Source organism: Paraburkholderia haematera, from assembly GCF_905220975.1.
GTDB classification, from domain to species: domain Bacteria; phylum Pseudomonadota; class Gammaproteobacteria; order Burkholderiales; family Burkholderiaceae; genus Paraburkholderia; species Paraburkholderia haematera.
In genome coordinates, this window is the sequence record NZ_CAJNBK010000019.1 from 71,378 (window position 1) to 92,681 (window position 21,304).

The following is a 21,304-nucleotide window of genomic DNA, read 5'->3' on the forward strand; positions in this document are numbered from 1 at the left end:
ATGCGCTTCGTCCGGATTATCCGCGCCTGAAGCCTTGAGTCGTGGCCCTGAGTTGAGGCCCAAAAGCATCACCCACAAGCCGGCTTGGCCTTCTTGCATGCGTCGGCAAGCTGGGGCGGCGGGTCTTTCTTGAACACCGTCTTATACGACTCGAGCACGTTCGACTGAACCACCGCCAAAGACTGCACGCCGATCCACGCCGGCGGTGTCTGGCCGATCAACGCCTTCATCATCGCCGTGGCTTCGGCCACGCCTTGATCGTACGGGCGTTGCGAGCCGGTTGCCTTGAGCGGTCCGCCCTTGGCGATTTCGATTGCGGACTGAAGGCCCAGATCGACTGTCGTCATGGGAATATTCACACCTTGTGCCCGCATCGAGGTCAGCGTGTCGAGCGCCGGTTGATCCCAGACGGCGAACAGCCCCTTGACGTCCGGATTCCCCGTGAGGAAATCGCCCGCGATTTGACCCACTTTCGACGGGTCCGTAAAGGCGACCTGTTTGACCTTGATGTCCGGCCGATTTTTCTTGATCCAGTCGTTGACGGCCTTGGTGCGTTCCGTCGTGCTGAAGTAATCCACGCCGAAATTCACGAGCCCGATCGTGGCGCCCTTCGGGACGCACGAGGAGAGCACTTTCGCCGCGATCTGGCCATTGCCTTCGCTGTCGGCGGAAATCATCGACGCGTATTGCTCAGGATGCTTAAGGCCTGTCGGCACGTTGTCCATGAACACGAGTTTGATCCCGGCCTCGGACACTTTCTTGTACGTGGCGGCCGTTGCTGTTCCGTCGACCGGAATGGAGATGATGCCGTCCGGATGGCGCTGAATGGTGTTCTCGATATCGGCGATCTGCTTGTCGACCTGGTATTCCGCCGAAGCCGTGCCGATCACTTCCACGCCGTATTTTTTGAGCGTATCCGTGATGCCTTGCACCTGCAATTGCGACCAGTCGAGATTCATGGTCTGCATCGAAATGCCGACCTTGAATTTGCCGGCTTTGATTTTGGCGATGTCGGCGTCGCTCAGCTTCACAGCATCCACCGAGGCTGCTTTTTCGCCGTTCGGCCCCTGGCCGACAATCGTCTTCGGTCCGATCGAGCCGGCCGGCAGGCTGGTCACGCATTGCGCATAGGCGCCCGACGACGCCAGCGCCACGACGGTGGCCGCCGCCATGAGAGTGGGTAGAACGCTTCCTGAGCCACGACGATGTTTCATGATTCTTCTCCGTTGGTCTTCATGTTTGTGCTACGTCTCCTGCCATTCACGAACAACGCGGGCACGTGCGCTCATGCGTGATCGACGTGCCGCGTTACTTCCTGAGTCGCTTCCTGAGTCGCTTCCTGCGTCACTTCCTGGGTCACTTCCTCGTAAAGGCCACAGCCGCGACGATAATGGCCCCCTTGATCACGAGCTGCAGCGATGAGCTGACGCCGAGCAGGACCAGCCCGTTATTGAGCGTGCCGATGATGAGACTGCCGAGCAGCGTGCCGAGCACGAAGCCGCGGCCGCCGAACAGACTGCAGCCGCCGAGCGTCACCGAAGCGATCACATCGAGCTCCATGCCTTGCACGACGTCGGGCCGTGCCGCATGCGAGCGCGCGGAGAGCACGAGCGCGGCGAGGCCGGCCAGCATGCCGGTAAGAATGAAGGCGAGGGTGGTTACGCGTCGCGTGTTGATGCCGGAGTAGAGCGCCGCCGTCGGATTTCCGCCGGCCGCATAGATCTGCCGGCCGAACACGCTGTAGTGCAGCAGCAGGATGCCCGCGATCACGGTGAGCACCGTCCAGATGATCGGCACCGGCACGCCGGCAATGTCGCCCTCGCCGAAGATCGCGATGAACGAGTCGTTGGTGATGATCTCGGGTCTCGTGGTCGTCACCATCAGGGCGAGTCCGCGCGCGGCGCTCAAGGTGCCGAGCGTCACCAGGAACGAGGGAATGTTCAGCCGCGTGGTCACGACCCCGTTGATCGCGCCGACGATCGCCCCGGTGCCGATACCGGCAATTGCGCCGATGATCCAGTTGTCGCCCACATAGGCCATGGCGAGCGCCGCGGACATGCCCGATAGCGCCAATGTCGAGCCCACCGACAGATCGATCTGCCGTGCAATGATCACGAAGGTCATGCCGATTGCGACGATCGATACGAGTGCGGTTTGCCGGCCGATATTCAGGAAGTTGTCGATCGATAGAAACCAGGGCGACGCGAAGCTGAACACCACCAGCAGGATCGCGAATGCACCGTAGAGCGCATAGGGCCGGTCGCCTTGCAGCAGCAGTTGGGCGATGCGCCGCGTACGGCTCTTCTGTGGCGGCGATGCCTGCCGTTCAGCCGTCAGTGGAGAAACAGAATTGTTCATATTGCGTGCGCGGAAGAGGAAGTTTCCCGCCCCGAAGAAGGTCCCTCTGAGGGGCTGGGGGACTCGATAGAAGAACGGGACAGTTGGATCAGGTGATGAAGCGCTTCGGCGTTGGCGAGATCGTCGCGCTCGACGGTCTTGACGATAGCGCCGTCCACGACGATCGAAATCCGGCTGCACAGGCGCAAAAGTTCATCGAGGTCCGAGGACACGACGAGCACGCCGGTGCCCGCGCGCGCGGCGTCCTGAATCACGCCATAGATCTCCTCGCGTGCGCCGACGTCGACGCCGACCGTCGGTTCGTCGAGCAGAAGAATCTTGGGGCGCGGGTGATTCCACTTCGCAAAGACCACTTTCTGCTGGTTGCCGCCGGACAGGAACTTGACCGCGGTCGATGAGCCGGGTGCCTTGACGGCCAGCTCCTTCATCGAGCGCTTCGCCTGGTGGACGGCCGCCTGGCCGCGCATCCACCCCCAACGGGAAAATCTCGGCAGCCGTGGCAAGGTCAGGTTGCGCTCGATCGAATGATCGAGAACGAGCCCTTCAAGATGACGATCTTCGGGCACCAGCGCCACGCCGAGCCGGATCGCTTCGGCGGGCGTCATACGCGAGCGGGATTGACCGTCGATCACGATCGCGCCCGCCTCGATTCGGCGAATGCCAAAGATGGTTTGCAGCACTTCCGTGCGCCCGCTGCCGATCAGGCCCGCGAGCCCATGGATCTCGCCGCGGCGAATCATGAGGTCGACGTGGTGAAGCCTGTCATTGCTAACGTCCGACAGCTTGAGCATGGGCGCGGCAGCGGCATGGAACGTCGCCAGGGTTTGCCGCTCGACAGCAGAACCGTCATCCCGAACGCCGGCAGCCATCCGCTCCCGCGCCTGCATGGCGGCATGACCGGGGCCGACGATCGCCGCGACCAGTTGCTTCATGTCGGTCTGCGCGGTCTGAAACACGCCGGCATTGGCCCCGTCGCGAAACACGGTGACGCGCTGCGAAATGCGGAACACCTCGTTCAAACGATGCGTCACATAGATCACGCCGACGCCGCGATCCGTGACCGCGCGAATCGCGTCGAACAGGATCTGTTCTTCGCCGCCCGTGAGCGCCGAGGTGGGTTCGTCGAGGATCAGCACGCGCACGTCGCCCATCAGCGCCTTGCAGATTTCGGTCATTTGCCGGTAGGCGAACGGCAGCGCGCCAACAGGAGTACGCGGGTCGAGCGGGATGCCGTGCGAGCGGAGGAATTCGCTGACGGTGGCCATCAGTTGCCGGTTCTTCACGAAACCGAGACGCGTGCGGGGCTCGCGCCCCAGCATCAGATTGGCTCCTACCGAGAGCGATTCGACCAGGCTCAAATCCTGGTAGACCACCGCAACACCGGCCTCACGCGAGCGCGCCGGCGAGTCGAACGCCACGGGCTGGCCGGCGATTTCGATGACGCCCTCGTCGTAGGTATGAACGCCGCTGAGTATCTTGATCAGTGTGGATTTGCCCGCGCCGTTCTCGCCGAGCAAGGCGTGGACTTCGCCGGGCAACACGTCGAGGCTCACGCCGCGCAGCGCCTGCACGCCACCAAATCGCTTGGTGACGCCCGCAACACGGATCAATGGAACCTGAGGCGATGACGCGGCCGCGACCGGCTCACTCATCTGGTATGTCTCCTGCGTCGATACGACGAAATTTTTCTCTTTGTATTGGGCTGACGATCGAAACCGAATCGAAACCGTCTTGTGATCTTCGCATCATGAATATGGTGCGTCAATAACATTTGTGGCTCTTGGTAGGGCTTGATATCTATTTATGTCATGATTGCATCGTCATGCTTGTGAGAATTCTATCAATCGTTGTAGCATAAGTGCGAACAACTTGTCGGCGGCTGTTGTGCGTCGCATCAAATTTCCGGATGCCTTATGCCTGAAGCGCCTGTGCTTTCTTCTTCGGTCGTCGCGCTGCGCGGCGGCCCGCTCGTCCATCCGGTTCGTAATCCGGGCATGCCGTTCGACGCGTCCTGGCTGGACGGCTTGCGCGTCAACCAGTCCGCCGTGGAGCGGCGCACGTCTACGCTCGGGACGCGCCGCAGCGTCAAGAAGGATGCGCAGGCGGCCTGGCTCCTGAAGGCTGTGACCTGCATCGACCTCACCACGCTGAATGGCGACGACACCGAAGGGCGCGTGCGGCGCCTTTGCGCGAAGGCGCGTCAACCCGTGCGGGCCGATCTGCTCGAAGCGCTCGGCATCGCGCCGCGCGGCATCACGACGGGCGCGGTCTGTGTTTATCACCGCTTTGTTGCGGCGGCGGTGGATGCGCTGCAGGGCAGCGGCATTCCGGTCGCCGCCGTTTCGACAGGATTCCCGGCCGGACTGATTCCGCATCCGCTGAAGCTGAAAGAGATTGAGGCCTCGGTCGCGGACGGTGCACAGGAAATCGACATTGTCGTCACGCGTGAGTACGTGCTGACCGGCAACTGGCAGGCGCTTTACGACGAAGTGCGCGAGTTCCGCGCGGCCTGCGGCCCGGCGCATCTGAAGGCGATTCTGGCGACCGGCGACATCCGCACGCTCTCCAACGTGGCGCGCGCCTCGATGGTCTGCATGATGGCCGGCGCGGACTTCATCAAGACGTCGACCGGCAAGGAAGGCGTCAACGCCACGCTGGATGTCTCGCTGGTGATGGTGCGCATGATCCGCGAGTACCAGGAACGCACCGGCGTGCCGATCGGGTTCAAACCGGCGGGTGGCGTGTCGAGCGCGAAATCCGTCCTGTCCTATCAGATCCTCATGAAGGAGGAACTCGGCCGCCCATGGCTCGAACCGGAACTGTTCCGGATCGGTGCATCGAGCCTGCTGGCCGATATCGAACGCCAGCTCGAACATCACGTGAGCGGTCGTTACTCCGCTTTCAACCGTCACCCCGTAGCCTGAACAGAAGACCGATCCCATGAGCGTAGCCGAGTATTTTTCATCGATGGAGTACGGTCCCGCACCCGAGGACGATCAACCCGCGCGCGCGTGGCTCGCGCAGCATGAGTCGGGCTTCGGGCATTTCATCGGCGGTGCATGGCACGCGCCGGCCGCCGGTGAGCGCTTCGTCTCGCACGCGCCCGCCACGGGCGAGCGGCTCGCCGGCATCGCCCAGGGCGACGCGGCCGATGTCGACGCGGCGGTGGCCGCCGCGCGCGCCGCGCAGCCGGGCTGGTTCGCACTCGGCGGCGCCGGGCGCGCACGGCATCTGTACGCGCTCGCACGCATGGTCCAGCGACATAGCCGGCTCTTTGCCGTGCTCGAAGCGCTCGACAACGGCAAGCCGATCCGCGAAACCCGCGATATCGACGTGCCGCTCGTCGCACGGCACTTCCTGCATCACGCGGGTTGGGCGCAGTTGCAGGAGAGCGAGTTCGCCGATTTCGCGCCGCTCGGGGTCGTCGGGCAGATCGTGCCGTGGAATTTTCCGCTGCTGATGCTCGCATGGAAAATCGCCCCGGCAATTGCAATGGGTAACTGCGTCGTGTTGAAGCCGGCCGAATACACGCCGCTCACCGCGTTGCTGTTTGCCGAACTGGCCCATCGAGCCGGTTTGCCGTCAGGCGTGCTGAACGTCGTGACGGGCGACGGCCGAACCGGCGCCGCGCTCGTCGAGCATGCGCAGGTGGACAAGATCGCTTTCACGGGGTCGACGGAAGTCGGGCGCCTGATCCGCGCGGCCACGGCCGGCTCGGGCAAATCGCTGACGCTCGAACTCGGCGGCAAGTCGCCCTTCATCGTGTTCGACGACGCCGATCTTGACGGCGCTGTCGAAGGTGTCGTCGACGCGATCTGGTTCAACCAGGGGCAGGTGTGCTGTGCGGGTTCGCGCCTGCTCGTGCAGGAGGGGATCGAAGCACGCTTCATTGCGAAGCTGAAGCGCCGCATGGAAACGCTGCGCGTCGGCACGTCGCTCGATAAGAGTATCGATATCGGCGCGATCGTCGATCCGGTGCAGCTCGAACGCATTCAATCGTTGGTGGAAACCGGACGGCGTGAAGGCTGCGCGGTGTGGCAGTCGCCCGATACAACGATGCCCGCCGGCGGCTGTTTCTATCCGCCCACGCTCGTCACCGGCGTGGCGCCGGCTTCCGTTCTGGCTCAGGAAGAAATCTTCGGACCGGTGCTGGTCACGATGAGCTTTCGCACGCCGGACGAAGCGATTGCGCTTGCCAACAATTCGCGCTACGGGCTCGCGGCGAGCGTGTGGAGCGAAACCATCGGCCGCGCGCTCGATATCGCGCCGCGCCTTCAATGCGGCGTGGTGTGGATCAACGCGACCAATCTGTTCGATGCGGCGGTTGGCTTCGGCGGCTATCGCGAGTCGGGCTATGGCCGCGAAGGCGGTCGTGAGGGCATCTACGAATATCTGAAACCGCGCGCCTGGCTCAATCTTCCCGTCCGTCGGGCCGCGCGTGCTGAACCGATAGCGGGCACAGGCGAGCGCGATCCGTTGTCGAATGTCACGCTCATCGATCGCACCGCGAAGCTCTTTATTGGCGGCAAGCAGGTGCGTCCGGACAGCGGCTACTCGTTGCCGGTTCACGCGCCGGATGGGACGCTGGTGGGTGAAGTGGGCGAGGGGAACCGCAAGGACATTCGTAACGCGGTCGAAGCGGCGCGCGCGGCGCAGAAATGGTCGCAGGCGAGTACGCATAACCGCGCCCAGGTGCTGTTCTATCTCGCGGAGAACCTGGCTGTTCGTGCGGACGAATTCGCGCGGCAACTGGTGATCAGAAACGGTGCGACGGAAGCGGCGGCGCATGCGGAAGTCGAGGCAGCGGTCACGCGTCTGTTCACCTATGCGGCGTGGGCCGACAAGTTCGACGGCGCAGTGCATACGCCGCCGCTGCGCGGTGTCGCGCTGGCGATGCACGAGCCGCTCGGCGTGATCGGTATTGCCTGTCCGGACGAAGCGCCGTTGCTCGGCTTCGTCTCGCTGGCGGCACCCGCGCTGGCAATGGGCAATCGCGTGGTGGTGTTGCCGAGCGCGGCGTGTCCGCTCACGGTGACCGACTTTTACCAGGTGGCCGAGACATCGGATGTGCCGGGCGGCGTGCTGAACATCGTCACGGGAGAGCGTGGCGCGCTGCTGCCCGCGCTTGCGAAACACGACGATGTCGATGCCGTCTGGTGTTTCGGCCATGCAGCGGATTCGACGCTGGTCGAGCGCGAGTCGATCGGCAATCTGAAGCGCACCTTTGTCGATCACGGCCGCCAGTTCGACTGGTTCGACCGTGCGAGCGAAGGCCGGCCGTTTCTGCGTCAGGCTGTGCAGGTGAAGAACATCTGGATACCGTACGGCGACTGACTGAAAATCGGCGCTTGCGCCTGAACAACATGCACGCCAACCAGAAAATGGAGGAGACAACGTGCTGAAGAATCTGGATTTGCGATTTTTGGTATCGAATGCTGGTGCGCTGCGCGCCGCGCATGCCTCGCGTGAATGCTTCCCGATGAGCGTGCCTCAGGGGGAACGCGAATGAACACGTCGTTACAACGAAACGGGCGTGTCGTCATTCTCGGCATCTACGTCACGGATCTGACGTTTCGCGCCGCGCGTATGCCGCTGATCGGCGAGACGATCGCCGGCACGGCGTTTGCGATGGGGCCGGGCGGCAAGGGCTCGAACCAGGCGGTGGCCGCGGCGCGCGCCGGTGCCGAAGTGGTGTTCTGTACCCGCATCGGCAACGACGCGTTCGGCGAGATTGCGCGTGCAACGTGGGCCGCTGAAGGCATCACGGCGCGCGCTTCGGTGATCGAAGGCGTGTCCACGGGGGCCGCGCATATCTTCGTCGACGACACCACCGGCATGAACGCGATCATTGTCGCTTCCGGCGCCGCCGGCACGATGGATGCCGCCGACGTCGACGCGATCGAAGCCGACATCGCCGCCGCGCGCGTGTTCGTCACGCAACTCGAACAGCCGCTCGAGGCCGCGCGCCACGGGCTCGAAGTGGCGCGCCGGCACGGCGTCATCACCGTGTTCAACCCGGCGCCCGCCATGCCGCTCGACGACGCTATCTTCCCGTTGTGCGACTTCATCACCCCCAACGAAACCGAAGCCAGCGCACTCACCGGCGTGCCGATCGCGAATGCCGACGACGCGCGCCGTGCCGCCGAGGTGCTGCTCGCCAAAGGTGTCGGCGCGGTCATCGTCACGCTGGGAGAAGGTGGCGCGCTGCTGCACTCGGCCACCCAATCGGTGCTGGTGCCGGCCTATCGCTGTGGCCGCGTGGTGGAGACCGCGGGCGCGGGCGACGGCTTTACGGGCGGCTTCGCTGCAGCCCTGGCACGGGGCGACGACGCCGTGTCGGCACTGCGTTTCGGCTGCGCGCTCGCGGGTATTTCCGTCACACGTCCAGGGACGGCGCCTTCCATGCCGACGCTCGACGAAGTGAACCGCGTGTTGAATCAGCCAGCCGAGTTGTCCCAGGCGTCCTCGCCGCTGTCCTGACCATTCGCGAAGGCCCAAGGAGATCTTGCTCACATGAAGTCCTCGTTTACCGCTGGAAACGCAGGAAAAATGTTCGGCGACCGGCAACTGAATTTTCTGCTGATCGTCAACGTGTTCGTCGTGCTGGTCGCGACGTGGCTCTCGCGCGGGCAATTCGTCGATATCGACAACTTGCAGTCGATGGGCGGGCAGTTGCCCGAGCTCGGCCTGCTCGCGCTCGGCATCATGTTGTCGATGGTGTCGGGCAACGGCGGGATCGACCTGTCGGGCGTCGGGCTCGCGAACCTGTCCGGCATGGCCGCCGCACTGATCGTGCCGCGCTTCGTTAGCGGCGACGACTCGCCGGTGCTCTACACGTCGCTTTTCTGCGCGATCGTGGTGACGATGGGGCTGCTCGGCGGGCTCCTGAACGGCGTGGTCATCGCGCGCCTGCGGCTCACGCCCATTCTCTGCACGCTCGGTACGCAACTGCTTTTCACGGGTTGTGCGGTGGTGCTCAGCAATGGCGCTTCGGTGCATGTCGACTATGTCGACCCGTTGTCGAATATCGGTAACGGTACCGTGTTTCAGGTGCCGATCGCGTTCTGCATCTTTATCGCTGCGGTGATCGTGTTGGGATGGCTGCTCAAACGCAGCCCGTTCGGTCTGCGTCTCTACCTGATGGGCACCAATCCCAAAGCCGCGTTCTATGCCGGCATTCCGCGCGCGCGGATGCTGATCACAACCTATGCGATGTGCGGCGTGCTGGCGTCGCTGGCCGGTCTGATCAGCGCGACGCATACGTCCAGTGCGAAATGGGATTACGGGAACTCCTATCTGCTGATCGCCATTCTGATCGCGGTGATGGGCGGTGTGAATCCCGCCGGCGGCCACGGCCGCATCATCTGCGTGTTCTTTGCCGCCACCGTGCTGCAGTTTCTCTCGAGCCTGTTCAACCTGCTGGGCGTGTCGCAGTTTTTCGGCGATTGCGCGTGGGGTTTTTTGTTGCTGCTGTCGCTCGCATTCGCGGGCGGTGAGCGGGTGCGCGCGATCTTCGGTTTTAGCGGCAGTGGCGGTGGTGGTGCCGGTGGCGGCAGTGCGGCGAGTTCCGGCACGGCCCCGAAAAGCTAGCGCGCCGAGCGGATGCGAGGCGCAAGCAAGGTTGAAGTACGCGGCGGACAACGAGCCCTGGCTGTCCGTGACAGTGAAGTGGGGCGACATCGAACCATAAAGGAGACATCGCATGAAATTGACTCGACTGGGTACCGCGCTCGCAGCAGGCGTGCTGACGGTGGGCGTGATTGCCGCTGCGCACGCGGCAATCAACGAGACGATCGTCACGGTCGTCAAGGTGACCGGTATCAACTGGTTCAACCGGATGGACGACGGCGTCAAGCAATTCGCGAAAGACAACCCCGGCGTGAACGCGTATCAGACCGGCCCGGGCCGCGCGGATGCGGCACAGCAATTGAAGATTATCGAAGACCTGATCGCGAAGAAGGTCACGGCGATTGCCGTGGTGCCCTACGATCCGCCGACGCTCGAACCGGCGCTGAAGAAGGCGATGGATCGCGGCATCAAGGTGGTGACGCATGAAGCCGACAACGCGAAGAACACGATGGTCGACATTGAAGCGTTCGACAATACGGCCTACGGCGCCGGCCTGAACGAACGCCTTGCTTCGTGCATGCACGACGACGGCAAGTGGGTGGCGCTGGTCGGTTCGCTCGGCAGCCGCTCGCAGGTGCAATGGGCTGACGGCGGGATCGGCAACGCCAAGGCCAGATATCCGAAGATGGATCTGGTCGAACCGAAACTCGAAACCAATAACGACGGCGAGCGCGCCTATGAAGTCGCGAAGGAAGTCCTACGCAAGCATCCGGACCTGAAGGGCTTCCAGGGCTCGTCCTCGCTCGACGTGATCGGCATCGGCCGTGCGGTTGAAGAAGCCGGCATGCAGGGCAAGATCTGCGTCTACGGCACGGGCCTGCCGACTGAAGCAGGCAAGTTCCTCGAGAGCGGTGCGATCAACGGCATTGCGTTCTGGGATCCGAAGCTTGCGGGCATCGCGATGAATAAGGTTGCGCAAATGCTGATCGATGGCAAGACCGTCGAGAACGGCGCCGATCTCGGCATTCCGGGCTACACGAAAGTCACGGTCGCGAAGGGGCCGGGCAAGGGGATCATCGTGCGCGGCCAGGGCTGGGTGAACGTCGACAAATCGAACTACAAGCAGTATCCGTTCTGACGCGGAACGCCCCCGATCCTTCGAGGAGATTTCCTTCGGAGCGGGGGGCTTCCTTCGGGGCGTGCCTGCGTGGGCACGCCTTAACTTGCGACTCGCCATCATGAATCAAGATGCAGCTTCACGGCAGTCACCGCTGCCACCGCGTTCCGACACACCGCAACCGTTTCTGCAGGTTGTGGGCGTGCACAAGCGCTTCACGGGCGTGCATGCTTTGCGCGGGGTGAGCCTGTCGTTCGAGCGCGGCCAGATCTATCACCTGCTCGGCGAGAACGGCTGCGGCAAGAGCACGTTAATCAAGATCATCTCAGGCGCGCAGCCGCCCGACGAAGGCGAGCTCGTGATCGAAGGCGTTCGGCATGCGCGGCTTTCCGCACTGGAATCGCTGGCTGCGGGAATCGAAACCGTCTATCAGGATCTCTCGCTGCTGCCCAACATGAACGTGGCGGAGAATGTCGCGCTCACCGCGGAGCTGGCCACGCACGCAGGCAGGCTTGCGCGTACGTTCGATCGACGTTTGCTCGCGCGCACGGCGGCGCGAGCGCTGGAATCGGTCGGGCTGCCCGGCGACGCCGAATTTCAGGCGACCCTGATCGAGCACTTGCCGCTTGCCACGCGTCAACTCGTCGCCATTGCTCGCGCGATCGCCAGCGAGGCAAAGTTCGTCATCATGGACGAGCCCACCACGTCGCTTACGCAAAAGGAAGTCGACAATCTGATCGCCGTGCTCGCGAATCTGCGCGCGCAAGGCGTGACGGTGCTGTTCGTGAGCCACAAGCTCGACGAGTGCTACGCGATCGGCGGCGAAGTCATCGTGCTGCGCGACGGCCAGAAGATGGCGCAGGGACCGATCGCGCAATTCACCAAAGCGCAGATCAGCGAGCTGATGACGGGACGCCATCTGTCGAACGAGCGCTATCGTGAAGGCGCGGTTGGCGAGGACGTCGTGCTCGACGTGCGCGGCTTCACACGCGCGGGCCAGTTCAGCGACGTCTCGTTCGCGCTGCATGGCGGTGAAATTCTCGGCATTACCGGTCTGCTCGACTCGGGGCGCAACGAACTGGCACGCGCACTCGCGGGCGTTGCGGCCGCGCAATCGGGACAGGTGACGCTCGACGGCAAGGCGATTTCATTGCGCACGCCCTCGGATGCGAAACATCATCGCATTGGCTACGTGCCGGAAGACCGCCTGAACGAAGGGCTGTTTCTCGACAAGCCGATTCGCGACAACGTGATTACCGCGATGATCGCGAGCCTGAAGGACCGCTTCGGCCAGATCGATCGCGCTCGCGCGCAGGCGCTCGCGGAACAGACGGTAAAAGATCTGCAGATCGCGACGCCCGGCGTGGACAAACCCGTGCAGTCGCTCTCGGGTGGCAATCAACAGCGCGTGCTGATCGGCCGCTGGCTCGCCATCGATCCGCGCGTGCTGATTCTGCATGGACCGACGGTCGGCGTCGACGTCGGATCGAAGGACATCATCTACCGCATCATGCAGCGCCTGTCGCAACGCGGCATCGGCATCATTCTGATCAGCGACGACCTGCCTGAACTGCTGCAGAACTGCGATCGCATCCTGATGATGAAGAAGGGGCGTGTGGCCAGCGAATATCGGGCCGACACGTTGAGCGAAGCCGACCTGTACCACGCGTTGCTTTCGGAAGCCGCATAAGGACGCCGATACCCATGAACTCGCGGATCCAATCGCGCATGAACCAGACCATGACCACCCCGACCGTTGTCGAAGTCGCCCCCGAGGTCAAGCCGCCCACCTTGCGGACCAGGCTCTCGCGCAACCCCGAATGGTTTACGGTCGCGTTGATCGCGGCGACCTGCCTGATTGTCGGCGCGATCAACCCACGGTTCTTTCAGCTTGCCACGCTCTTCGATCTGCTGCATTCGGCCACCACGATGTCGCTTTTCGCGCTGGGGACGCTCGTCGTGCTGGCGTCCGGCGGCATCGACGTCTCGTTCACGGCGATCGCGGCGCTGACGATGTACGGCATCACGAAGGCGGTGTTTGCCTGGTGGCCGGACGCGCCGTTCGCGCTGATCCTGATTGCCGGCGCACTGGGAGGCGTGTTGCTCGGCATCGTCAACGGGCTGCTGGTGCATCGGTTGAAAGCGCCTTCGCTGATCGTCACGATCGGCACGCAGTATCTGTTTCGCGGCCTGCTGTTGACGTTTATCGGCACGACGTTCTTTATGAACATTCCGCACAGCATGGATCACTTCGGCCGGATTCCGCTGTTTTTCTATCACACCAGCGAGGGCCTGCGCGCCGTGCTGCCCATTTCGGTGCTGGCGCTGGTGGCGGCCGCCGTTGTCACCTGGTGGCTGTTGAACCGGACCATGATGGGGCGCGGCGTCTATGCGATGGGCGGCAGCCTCGCGATCGCCGAGCGGCTCGGCTATAACCTGCGCGCGATTCATCTGTTCGTGTTCGGTTATACCGGCATGCTCGCGGGCATTGCGGGCATTCTGCATGTATCGAACAACCGGCTCGCGAATCCGTTCGATCTCGTGGGCTCGGAGCTCGATGTGATCGCCGCGGTGATCCTGGGCGGTGCGCGCATTACGGGCGGCACGGGGACGGTGGCCGGCACGTTGCTCGGCGTAGTGCTGGTGACGCTGATCAACAGCGTGCTGATTCTGATCGGCGTGCCGAGCACCTGGCAGAAAGTGATCATCGGCGCGTTCATTCTGATCGCCGGGACGCTGTTCGCGTTGCAGCGCAAAAGCTGAAAATTGAACGCTGGCTGCGCTACGCTGCGCGGCTGGCGCATTCATTTGCGCTTGCGAAGCTCCTGGCCTTTCTCGGTGATGATGGAATCGAAGTCGTCGACCTGCGAGAAACGTACCGCCTTGACCACGCCGAACTTGCTCTGATCCACGACCAGATGCCGCTCGACCGCACTTGCCATGGCCGCCTGCTTGAGCGCCACTTCGTGAAAGTTCCAGCACGTGACCCCGCGCGCGCTATCCACGCCGCCCGCGGAAATGAACGCCTTGTTGATGCCCATGCGGCGCAGCATCTCCAGACTTTCTTCGCCCGCGAACGAATCTGAAGAAGGCACGTAGACGCCGCCCAGCAGAATCATCCGCACATTCGGCTTGCGCCGCAGAATCTCCGCCACATTCAGCGAATAGCAGACCACCGTGACGTGACGCTCGAGCGGAATCAGGCGCGCGAGCGTGGTGAGCGTCGTGCCGCAATCGATGAAGATGGTTTCGTGGTCGATAACAAGCTTCGCGGCAATCGCGGAGGCTTCCGCTTTGGCCTGCGCGAAATGATCCTTCTCTTCTTCGAGTGAGTAGCCGGCGCTGTTGGGTACGTCGGTCGCGCTGACGATATAGCCGCCGAGATACGTGAATCGCTCAGGACTGCCCGCGATATCGCGCCGGACAGTCATTTCCGATACGTCCAGCAGGCTGGCGGCGTCGCGCAGGCGCATCACGCTCTGCTTGGCCAGCGCATCGGCGAGGGCGCGGAGGCGGTCGGGTTTCAGCATGGAGGTCCTGTCGCGCAGTGTGGAGGAACGTTATGTTTTGTTCGAGTTGATGAGAGAATTATAACAAGAGGTGGTCGGTGCGGCGAGTCTGTTTGAGCCTCGGTTTGAGCCCCGAACACGAGGCGTGTTCGCAAGAACGGGGTCTGCCGCCGAGCCGAACTATGTGACACTCCGATGCATCGTCACGCCGCACCTGAACGAACGCGGCCGAAATCCAATTATTCCTCCCGATCTCATGAATCTTCGCCAACTCGAACACGTCGTTGCGCTCGCAGAAGAGGGCAGCTTTGCGCGAGCTGCCGTGCGCGTCCATCTAAGTCAGCCGGCGCTGAGCAGAAGTATTCAGGCCATCGAAGAGCATCTGGACATGGCGCTGTTTGACCGCAGCACCCGCGAAGTACGCATCACGCCCGCCGGCCAGACGGTCGTGCAGCGCGCGCGGAAGGTCCTGTTCGAAGCGCGCTGCCTGTTGCGCGACGTGGATTTACTGAAAAGCCACGATCTCGGTTCGGTGAACTTTGGTTCCGGGCCTTATCCGGCTGCGATGCTGTTGCCCGCGGCGCTGGACGAACTCGCCCAAAGTCATCCGAATCTGCGTATCAACGCCGCCGTCGACAACTGGAAGAATCTGCTGGAGTCGTTACACGCGGAGCGGCTGGATTTTCTGATCGTCGACATTCGCGGCGTGCCGTCGAGCAGCAAGCTCGAGGTCATTGCATTGCCCCGGCACCGTGCGGCCTGGTTCGTTCGCGAGGGTCACCCACTGACCCTGCACGATCCGATCGAGGTGCAGCAACTGTCAGCTTATCCCGTCATATCGGTCCCGCTGCCGGAGGCGATGCGCGAGTCGCTGCGCAAGTGGTTGCGTTTTCCGCCCAAGCAGGAAATGGAGTTTCACCTGACCTGTAACGACGTCAACGTGCTGCGTGAGTACGCCCGCAAGACGGATGCGTTGCTGCTGCTCACCGAGCAGTCCGGCTGGGAACGGGAGCGCTCGGCCGGTCTGGTCGCGCTGTCGGTGCCATCCCGGTCGCATCTGTGGCTGCAGTTCGCAATCGTCCATCTGGCTGGACGTACGCTTTCGCCGGCAGCCGAGCAGGCGATCACGGCCATCAAGCGTGCGGCCGCGGTGAAACCTGCGTGAACGCGGCACCCCAGTCGGATAAATGTTGAAAACACATTAATTCGATGAAAACTATGCAATTGTCTTATTGATCAGTGCGTCGTTCAATGTCTTCCACGCGGCAACGAGGTCGCCTTCAGCTTGAGGGCGACGTCCCGGATAGCCGCGACTGGAGACATGATGCAACTCTCGACGCACGACATCCGTCACCGGTGGATCGTGGTGACCGGTCTGTTTTTTTTCCTTGCGATCAACTTTGCCGATAAGGCGCTGATGGGGCTTGCAGCCGAGCCGATCATGCGTGAACTCGGCCTGACGCATACCCAGTTCGGGCGTATCGCCGCCAGTTTTTTCCTGCTGTTTTCGCTTTCGTCTCTGCTGGTCGGGCTGTTGTCGGACCGCGTGAAAACCCGTTGGCTGCTGCTGGCCATGGCCGTCGTCTGGTCCGTGTCGCAGGCGCCGCTGCTCCTCGCCGCGGTGCCCACCACGCTTGTGATGTCGCGAATACTGCTCGGCGCGAGCGAAGGCCCGGCGTATCCAGTCGCGATTCACTCGCTCTACAAATGGTTTCCGGACGCGGAGCGGACCTTGCCGACCGCGCTGCTGACGATCGGCGCGGCGTTCGGGGCCGGGTTCATCGCGCCCGTCATTACCGCGATCATTCTGTATTTTGGCTGGCGCGCGGCCTTCCTGGCCCTCGCGGTAGTGGGTCTCGTCTGGAGCGCCATCTGGCTCGCGATCGGCCGTGAAGGACCGCTCGAATCGGCCGGCGACCGTGCGCCCGGCGCCCAGGTCGCAGAAGCCGCGTCGCTGGAGGAAAAGATACCGCTACGCGTATTGCTGCTGTCGCGCACATGCCTTGGCTGCAATCTGTCCGGATTTGCGGCGTACGTCGTGCTCGCGCTCTCGACGATCTGGCTGCCGAGTTATCTGGTCAGAGTAGCGGGCTATTCGCTGATGCAAGTGGGATGGATTGTTGTATTGCCCGCGTTCGGCCAGATGGTGATGGCGCCGCTGCTCGGCTGGTGGTCTCAACGGTTGATGAAGCGCGGCGTCGCCAGCCGTCATGCGCGGGGCACGCTGGGTGCGGCGGCCGTCGTGCTGTCGGGTAGCGCACTTCTTCTGATGCCGGTGCTGCCGCCTGGTGCGGGACTGATCGCCGCCGTGACGGTCGGTTTCTCGCTCGCGTCGTTTGCCTTCACGACGGGCGTCGCGCTGGCGGGTGAGGTGGTGCCCGCCTCTCAGCGCGGGGGCGTGCTCGGCATCAATATCTGCCTGACCACGCTGGCGGGACTCATTACGCCGGCTGTCATGGGCCAGATCATCGACGTGGCTGGCGACGCCTTAACGGGCTATCGCCTGGGCATCGCACTGGCCGGCGGGTTCGCCGTGGTCGCGGGCGTCGCGTCGGCGTGTCTGGTAGACCCGGCCGGAGACCGGCGGCGCTTTGCGTGTCTGGCGTCGACCTGCGCGCGGATCGGCGCGATCCCGACCACTTTTGTACGGAACACTCATGAATAACCATGTGATAGAGACACGCGAGGCAGATTCGACGCAGGACGACGACCCCAGGGTGGCATTCGTCAGGATGGCCGCGGCGCCAGTTGCCATATATGGATATCCGCTTGTCGAGGTGGTACGTACGTGCGCAATGCACACGTCTCCCGATTCGACGAGCCCTCTGCGTGCGCCGTTCAATTCGATCCACGCAAGCATGCGCCGCTGGACACATCAGGATCGCGACATCGTCACGCCGGCGAACGACTTTCTTTATCTGAACGCGTGGATCGATCTCACCGACGGTCCGGTCGTGCTCGACATTCCCGCAGTGGACGAGGACCGGTATTACGTCATCGAGTTGCTTGATGCGTTCACCAACAATTTCGTCAATTTGAGTCCGCTTAACGCGGGCTCTTCCGGCAAACGGTATGTGCTGCATCGCGCGAGCGAGGTGGCACCGGCGAGCCTGAACGCAGAGCCGATCGCTTGCCCGACGCCCCTCGTGTGGATGTTGGGGCGCGTGCTTGTCAAAGGAGACGATGACTTGCCTGAGGCTCAGCAGGCAGCGTCAGGATTTGCTCTCAGCGGGCGTGACGCAGTGGGATTCGCCTGCGTGCGAGACTGGCGCGTGAGCACCGAGCCCGCGCTTGATTTTTTCCAGAACCTGTTCAATGCGCTTCAAGAGGTGCCACCACGCGCTGACGAAACCGCTTTGTTCGGCCTCCTCGCACGCGCCGATCTGTACCCCGGCAAACCGGTCGATGTTGTGACGCTTTCGCCCTTCGTGCGACGCGGTTTGCAACTCGCCTATGGGGACGCTCACCGGCTGATCGCCGCTCACACCGAAAGCCGTGGGCGGCGCAGTTGGGGCTACAACCTGAAGCTCGGCCGCTATGGCAGCGATTATCTGCTGCGCGCCTGCACGGCCATGAAGGGACTTGGCGCGCTCAGCGCGACTGAGGCCGTCTACGCCGTAGCTGATTTCGATGGCGCGGGCGAGCACCTGAACGGGCGCCATCGCTACGAGTTGTATTTCCCGCCGGGTGGCCTGCCGCCGGTGCGCGCGTTGTGGTCGATTTCGCTTTACGGCGCGGATCGTTTCTTCGTCGAGAATCCGCTCGCGCGTCACGCGATTGGCGATCGAACCGAGGGCCTGCGCTACGAAGCGGACGGTGGCCTGCGCATTCTCATTCAGCACGACGCGCCAGCCGTTGAAGCGAACTGGCTTCCCGCTCCCTCGGCGCGGTTCTATCTGATCCTTCGGCTCTATCAGCCCGGTGCAGCGTTCCTTGAAAACCGCTACGAGATTCCGGCTGTCCGCAATCTGAACTGCTAACTGGAACCAACCTATGTCTACGTTCGATACCGACGCTCAAGCCACGCTCGCGGAAAACCAGGACCTCGCCGCCGCCGCGCGTGCAGCCGTGCTCTTCACCCTGCCGCTTTACGAAATGTCGCGCATGCGATCCGCTACCTCGGCGCGGCGCGATAGCGCGGGTCACTTTGCCGGCGGCTCGCCGGAATCAACCTGCCGATGGGCCAATCAATGGGTTCACACGCGAGAACCGCTAGGTCCCCGGAATCGGGAAGTGGTCACGCCGAATAACGACACCCTTTACTCGAGCACGTGGCTCGATCTTGCTCATGGCCCGTTGCTGCTGGATGTGCCATCCATGCCGGGGCGCTATTTCGTGCTGGGCTTGCTGGATTTCTATACCAACCCGTTTGCCTATATTGGCACCCGGACCACCGGAAACGACGGTGAGGTATTTCTGCTGCACGGTCCCGACTGGGACGGTACGGTGCCGGACGGCGTACAGACGATTGTCTGCCCGACGGACAGTACGTGGTTGATCGGACGCATTCTGGTGGATGGCGCAGACGATGTCGCGCAAGTGGTTGCACTACAGGATCGTCTGAAGTTGAGGCCACTGCCGGGTTCCGGCGCGAGGGTGCCCAGCCTGATCGATGCGGGTATGCAACCGGGTGACAGGCCAGGGGACACCACGCTATTCGTGCGTGTGGTCAATCGTGCGCTGGCGGAATGCCCTCTGCCTGCTGAAGCTGCGGACGATCTCGCGTACATCGCCATCTGTGGCATCGGCCCGGGTCTGGATGCGGACGCGTTGAGTCATCAGCAACATGGCGCGATCGAAAGGGCGCTGACAGAAGCGCTTGATGAATTGAGCGGGGCGTTGCCGTCCGCGCTGGGGGGCGGGTGGGCGCTGCCTGTCGCTGTGAGCGATTCGTTCGGTACCCGGTATCGCGAACGGGCGCAGGTTGCGCTCAACTATATTGGCGCGCTTGGGATCGAAGAAGCCATGTACGTCATCGCTGATCGCGATGCCGCGGACGCACCGCTCGACGGACGCATGCAATACCTGCTTCATTTCCTGCCGGAGGGGCTGCCGCAAACGGACGCGTTCTGGTCAATTACGATGTACGACAAGACGACGCGAATGCTCGTCGAAAATCCGCTTCAGCGCTATTCGATTGGTGACCGTACGCAGGGACTGAGCTATGACAGCGACGGGGGTTTGCGCATCGCCATTTCTGCAGAGGAGCCTGTGGACCCCGCGCTGCGCAGCAACTGGCTACCGGCGCCGTCTGCAGGGTTCTATCTGGCGTTGCGTCTCTACGTGCCGCGAGCCCCCCATCTTTCGCTCACGTTCGCCTATCCGCCTGTTGAGCGACAGTAAAGCGGCCGTAAAGGAAGTCTTCGCCGAGGTCTCTTCAGTTATTGCGACTCTTCGCGCTCAGGTTTTCGCGCGCGAAGAAACCGGAAGATATGACGGACGAGCAGGCGGGGAGTTATTCCACCGCCTGCCGCAAGCTACAGGGGAGTAGCTCTTACTGCTTGATGCCTTCAGCCTGGATATTCAGCGTGGTCAGCATCTTGAAGCCGTAGGTCTTGCCGAAGTCGACGCCGAAATCGTCGCGATTGAACGTCGCGGTCGCTTCAGTGCCGCACACTTCGCGCTTGAGCATCGGGTTCATGATGCACTTGAACGATTCGATCTTCAGGTTGACCGGCTTGGTCACGCCATGCAGGGTCAGCGCGCCGATCACTTCCACCGGCTTGTCGCCGTCGAAGCGGATCTGCGTGCCCTTGTAGGTCGCGCTCGGGTACTTGGCTGCATCGAAGAACTTGTCCGTGACCAGTTCCGAGTCGAGCTTGTCGTTACCGATATCCGCCGAGCGCATATCGATCGTCACGTCCACCGTGCCGGTCTTCGCCGCGCGATCCAGCACCACGGTGCCGCTGCTCTTCGTGAACTTGCCGCGCCAGATCGACAGTCCGCCGAAGTGGTCGGTTTCGAAGCTCGGGTAGGTGTGCATCGGATCAAGCTGATACGTATCGGCGGCCATTGCGTTGAACGACATGGCAGCGGTCAGTGCGCCTGCGGCGAGCAGAAGTTGTTTCTTCAAGTGATTCTCCTGGTTTCAAAAGTGCCGCGACGCTTCGGAAAGTGCTGCGCCGCTTTAGTGTGTCTCGTCACTTCTTCGAAGCGACGATATGAAATTTGATGACGACTTCGTCGGCGACAACCGAGGTGTCTTTCCATTCGCCCGTACCGACATCGAACTGCGAACGTTTGATCGGCAATGTGCCGTCGAAGGTTTGTGTGCTGCCCTGGCTGGCAATGGTGACCGGCACCACGACGGTCTGCGATTTGCCCTTGATGGTGAGCTTGCCGGTGATCTTGTACTGATTCCCGCCGGCCGGCGCGATCGCGCTCGAAATGAACGTGGCGGCCGGATAGGTCGCGCTGTCGAACCACTCCTTGCCTTGGGCCTGCTTGTTGTAGTCGTCGGCGCCGAGGTCGTAGCTGCCGGTGTCGATCGACACGTTGGCGCTGCCGGCGGTCGGCTTGGCCGGATCGAAATTCAGTTGCGCCGAGAACTTTTTGAATTTGCCGTCCACCGGCACGTTCATCTGTTTCGTCGTAGCGACAACGGTGCTTTTGCTCGTGTCGACATCGGCGTGCGCAAGGGCTGCGCCGAAGAATGAGAATGCGGCGATGCCGGCCAGAGTGGCGTGATAAAAGTTTGATTTCATAGTGGTACGCATCCTATCGAACCGGCGCGCGCGAATTGCACACCGCT

General features: G+C 62.7%; 17 protein-coding genes. 11 read left to right on the plus strand and 6 right to left on the minus strand.

Annotated elements, in window-relative coordinates:
• Positions 1-68: 68 nt before the first annotated feature.
• The 3 genes from KHO23_RS25790 to KHO23_RS25800 all read right to left on the minus strand — a co-directional run bounded on the left by KHO23_RS25790 (position 69) and on the right by KHO23_RS25800 (position 4,010).
• On the minus strand, positions 69-1,214 hold the full coding sequence (locus tag KHO23_RS25790) for a substrate-binding domain-containing protein (RefSeq protein WP_211614341.1): 1,146 nt from the start codon (positions 1,212-1,214) through the stop codon (positions 69-71).
• Between the two features lie 142 nt (positions 1,215-1,356).
• On the minus strand, positions 1,357-2,358 hold the full coding sequence (locus tag KHO23_RS25795) for an ABC transporter permease (RefSeq protein ID WP_211614343.1): 1,002 nt from the start codon (positions 2,356-2,358) through the stop codon (positions 1,357-1,359).
• A complete protein-coding gene (locus KHO23_RS25800) occupies positions 2,355-4,010 on the minus strand; it encodes a sugar ABC transporter ATP-binding protein (RefSeq protein WP_211614346.1) in 1,656 nt (551 codons plus the stop codon). The genes KHO23_RS25795 and KHO23_RS25800 overlap by 4 nt, the downstream gene beginning before the upstream one ends.
• Positions 4,011-4,271: 261 nt before the next feature.
• On the opposite strand from KHO23_RS25800, the gene deoC reads away from it, so the two are divergent.
• From deoC to KHO23_RS25835, 7 genes are all read left to right on the plus strand, one after another.
• Positions 4,272-5,282: a deoxyribose-phosphate aldolase gene (gene deoC / locus KHO23_RS25805; RefSeq protein WP_211614348.1), complete on the plus strand. Its 1,011-nt coding sequence runs from the start codon at positions 4,272-4,274 to the stop codon at positions 5,280-5,282.
• A 16-nt stretch (positions 5,283-5,298) separates the two neighbouring features.
• Positions 5,299-7,692, plus strand: coding sequence for an aldehyde dehydrogenase family protein (locus tag KHO23_RS25810; RefSeq protein WP_211614350.1), 2,394 nt, complete (start codon positions 5,299-5,301; stop codon positions 7,690-7,692).
• A 171-nt stretch (positions 7,693-7,863) separates the two neighbouring features.
• The gene (gene rbsK / locus KHO23_RS25815) at positions 7,864-8,838 is read left to right on the plus strand and encodes a ribokinase (protein ID WP_211614351.1); all 975 of its coding nucleotides are present in this window, start codon (positions 7,864-7,866) and stop codon (positions 8,836-8,838) included.
• 33 nt (positions 8,839-8,871) lie between these two features.
• Positions 8,872-9,948, plus strand: a complete 1,077-nt coding sequence (locus KHO23_RS25820; RefSeq protein WP_211614352.1) for an ABC transporter permease — start codon at positions 8,872-8,874, stop codon at positions 9,946-9,948.
• Between the two features lie 112 nt (positions 9,949-10,060).
• Positions 10,061-11,065, plus strand: a complete 1,005-nt coding sequence (locus KHO23_RS25825) for an autoinducer 2 ABC transporter substrate-binding protein (RefSeq protein WP_211614353.1) — start codon at positions 10,061-10,063, stop codon at positions 11,063-11,065.
• Positions 11,066-11,165: 100 nt separating this feature from the next.
• Positions 11,166-12,734, plus strand: a complete 1,569-nt coding sequence (locus KHO23_RS25830; protein WP_211614354.1) for a sugar ABC transporter ATP-binding protein — start codon at positions 11,166-11,168, stop codon at positions 12,732-12,734.
• Positions 12,735-12,748: 14 nt separating this feature from the next.
• Positions 12,749-13,807 carry an ABC transporter permease gene (locus KHO23_RS25835; protein WP_211614355.1) on the plus strand — a complete coding sequence of 353 codons (1,059 nt, stop codon included), beginning with the start codon at positions 12,749-12,751 and terminating at the stop codon, positions 13,805-13,807.
• 41 nt (positions 13,808-13,848) lie between these two features.
• Here KHO23_RS25835 and KHO23_RS25840 read toward each other — a convergent pair whose 3' ends face one another.
• Complete coding sequence (locus KHO23_RS25840) at positions 13,849-14,574, minus strand: DeoR/GlpR family DNA-binding transcription regulator (RefSeq protein ID WP_120295734.1); 726 nt, start codon at positions 14,572-14,574, stop codon at positions 13,849-13,851.
• Between the two features lie 235 nt (positions 14,575-14,809).
• Here KHO23_RS25840 and KHO23_RS25845 point away from each other — a divergent pair, with 235 nt between their 5' ends.
• The 4 genes from KHO23_RS25845 to KHO23_RS25860 all read left to right on the plus strand — a co-directional run bounded on the left by KHO23_RS25845 (position 14,810) and on the right by KHO23_RS25860 (position 19,896).
• Positions 14,810-15,718 (plus strand): LysR family transcriptional regulator, encoded by a 909-nt coding sequence (locus tag KHO23_RS25845; RefSeq protein WP_211614357.1) that lies wholly within the window; start codon positions 14,810-14,812, stop codon positions 15,716-15,718.
• Between the two features lie 156 nt (positions 15,719-15,874).
• The gene (locus KHO23_RS25850) at positions 15,875-17,218 is read left to right on the plus strand and encodes an MFS transporter (protein ID WP_211614360.1); all 1,344 of its coding nucleotides are present in this window, start codon (positions 15,875-15,877) and stop codon (positions 17,216-17,218) included.
• Entirely contained in the window at positions 17,211-18,533 is a 1,323-nt protein-coding gene (locus KHO23_RS25855) for a DUF1254 domain-containing protein (protein WP_211614362.1), read from the plus strand. The genes KHO23_RS25850 and KHO23_RS25855 overlap by 8 nt, the downstream gene beginning before the upstream one ends.
• A 13-nt stretch (positions 18,534-18,546) precedes the next feature.
• Entirely contained in the window at positions 18,547-19,896 is a 1,350-nt protein-coding gene (locus KHO23_RS25860) for a DUF1254 domain-containing protein (protein WP_211614364.1), read from the plus strand.
• Between the two features lie 151 nt (positions 19,897-20,047).
• Here the strand turns inward: KHO23_RS25860 and KHO23_RS25865 are convergent, their stop codons facing one another.
• Positions 20,048-20,626, minus strand: coding sequence for a YceI family protein (locus KHO23_RS25865; protein WP_211614366.1), 579 nt, complete (start codon positions 20,624-20,626; stop codon positions 20,048-20,050).
• A gap of 67 nt (positions 20,627-20,693) precedes the next feature.
• On the minus strand, positions 20,694-21,257 hold the full coding sequence (locus tag KHO23_RS25870) for a YceI family protein (protein WP_211614369.1): 564 nt from the start codon (positions 21,255-21,257) through the stop codon (positions 20,694-20,696).
• Between the last annotated feature and the right edge of the window lie 47 nt (positions 21,258-21,304).

Excerpts from the sequence above, each read along its gene's own strand:
- KHO23_RS25825 (WP_211614353.1), top strand. The coding sequence starts at position 10,061 with ATGAAATTGACTCGACTGGGTACCGCGCTCGCAGCAGGCGTGCTGACG.
- KHO23_RS25855 (WP_211614362.1), top strand. The coding sequence starts at position 17,211 with ATGAATAACCATGTGATAGAGACACGCGAGGCAGATTCGACGCAGGAC.
- KHO23_RS25860 (WP_211614364.1), top strand. The coding sequence starts at position 18,547 with ATGTCTACGTTCGATACCGACGCTCAAGCCACGCTCGCGGAAAACCAG.
- KHO23_RS25870 (WP_211614369.1), bottom strand. The coding sequence starts at position 21,257 with ATGAAATCAAACTTTTATCACGCCACTCTGGCCGGCATCGCCGCATTC.
- KHO23_RS25810 (WP_211614350.1), top strand. The coding sequence starts at position 5,299 with ATGAGCGTAGCCGAGTATTTTTCATCGATGGAGTACGGTCCCGCACCC.
- KHO23_RS25795 (WP_211614343.1), bottom strand. The coding sequence starts at position 2,358 with ATGAACAATTCTGTTTCTCCACTGACGGCTGAACGGCAGGCATCGCCG.
- deoC (WP_211614348.1), top strand. The coding sequence starts at position 4,272 with ATGCCTGAAGCGCCTGTGCTTTCTTCTTCGGTCGTCGCGCTGCGCGGC.
- KHO23_RS25850 (WP_211614360.1), top strand. The coding sequence starts at position 15,875 with ATGATGCAACTCTCGACGCACGACATCCGTCACCGGTGGATCGTGGTG.
- KHO23_RS25835 (WP_211614355.1), top strand. The coding sequence starts at position 12,749 with ATGAACTCGCGGATCCAATCGCGCATGAACCAGACCATGACCACCCCG.
- KHO23_RS25840 (WP_120295734.1), bottom strand. The coding sequence starts at position 14,574 with ATGCTGAAACCCGACCGCCTCCGCGCCCTCGCCGATGCGCTGGCCAAG.
- KHO23_RS25800 (WP_211614346.1), bottom strand. The coding sequence starts at position 4,010 with ATGAGTGAGCCGGTCGCGGCCGCGTCATCGCCTCAGGTTCCATTGATC.
- KHO23_RS25830 (WP_211614354.1), top strand. The coding sequence starts at position 11,166 with ATGAATCAAGATGCAGCTTCACGGCAGTCACCGCTGCCACCGCGTTCC.
- rbsK (WP_211614351.1), top strand. The coding sequence starts at position 7,864 with ATGAACACGTCGTTACAACGAAACGGGCGTGTCGTCATTCTCGGCATC.
- KHO23_RS25790 (WP_211614341.1), bottom strand. The coding sequence starts at position 1,214 with ATGAAACATCGTCGTGGCTCAGGAAGCGTTCTACCCACTCTCATGGCG.
- KHO23_RS25845 (WP_211614357.1), top strand. The coding sequence starts at position 14,810 with ATGAATCTTCGCCAACTCGAACACGTCGTTGCGCTCGCAGAAGAGGGC.
- KHO23_RS25820 (WP_211614352.1), top strand. The coding sequence starts at position 8,872 with ATGAAGTCCTCGTTTACCGCTGGAAACGCAGGAAAAATGTTCGGCGAC.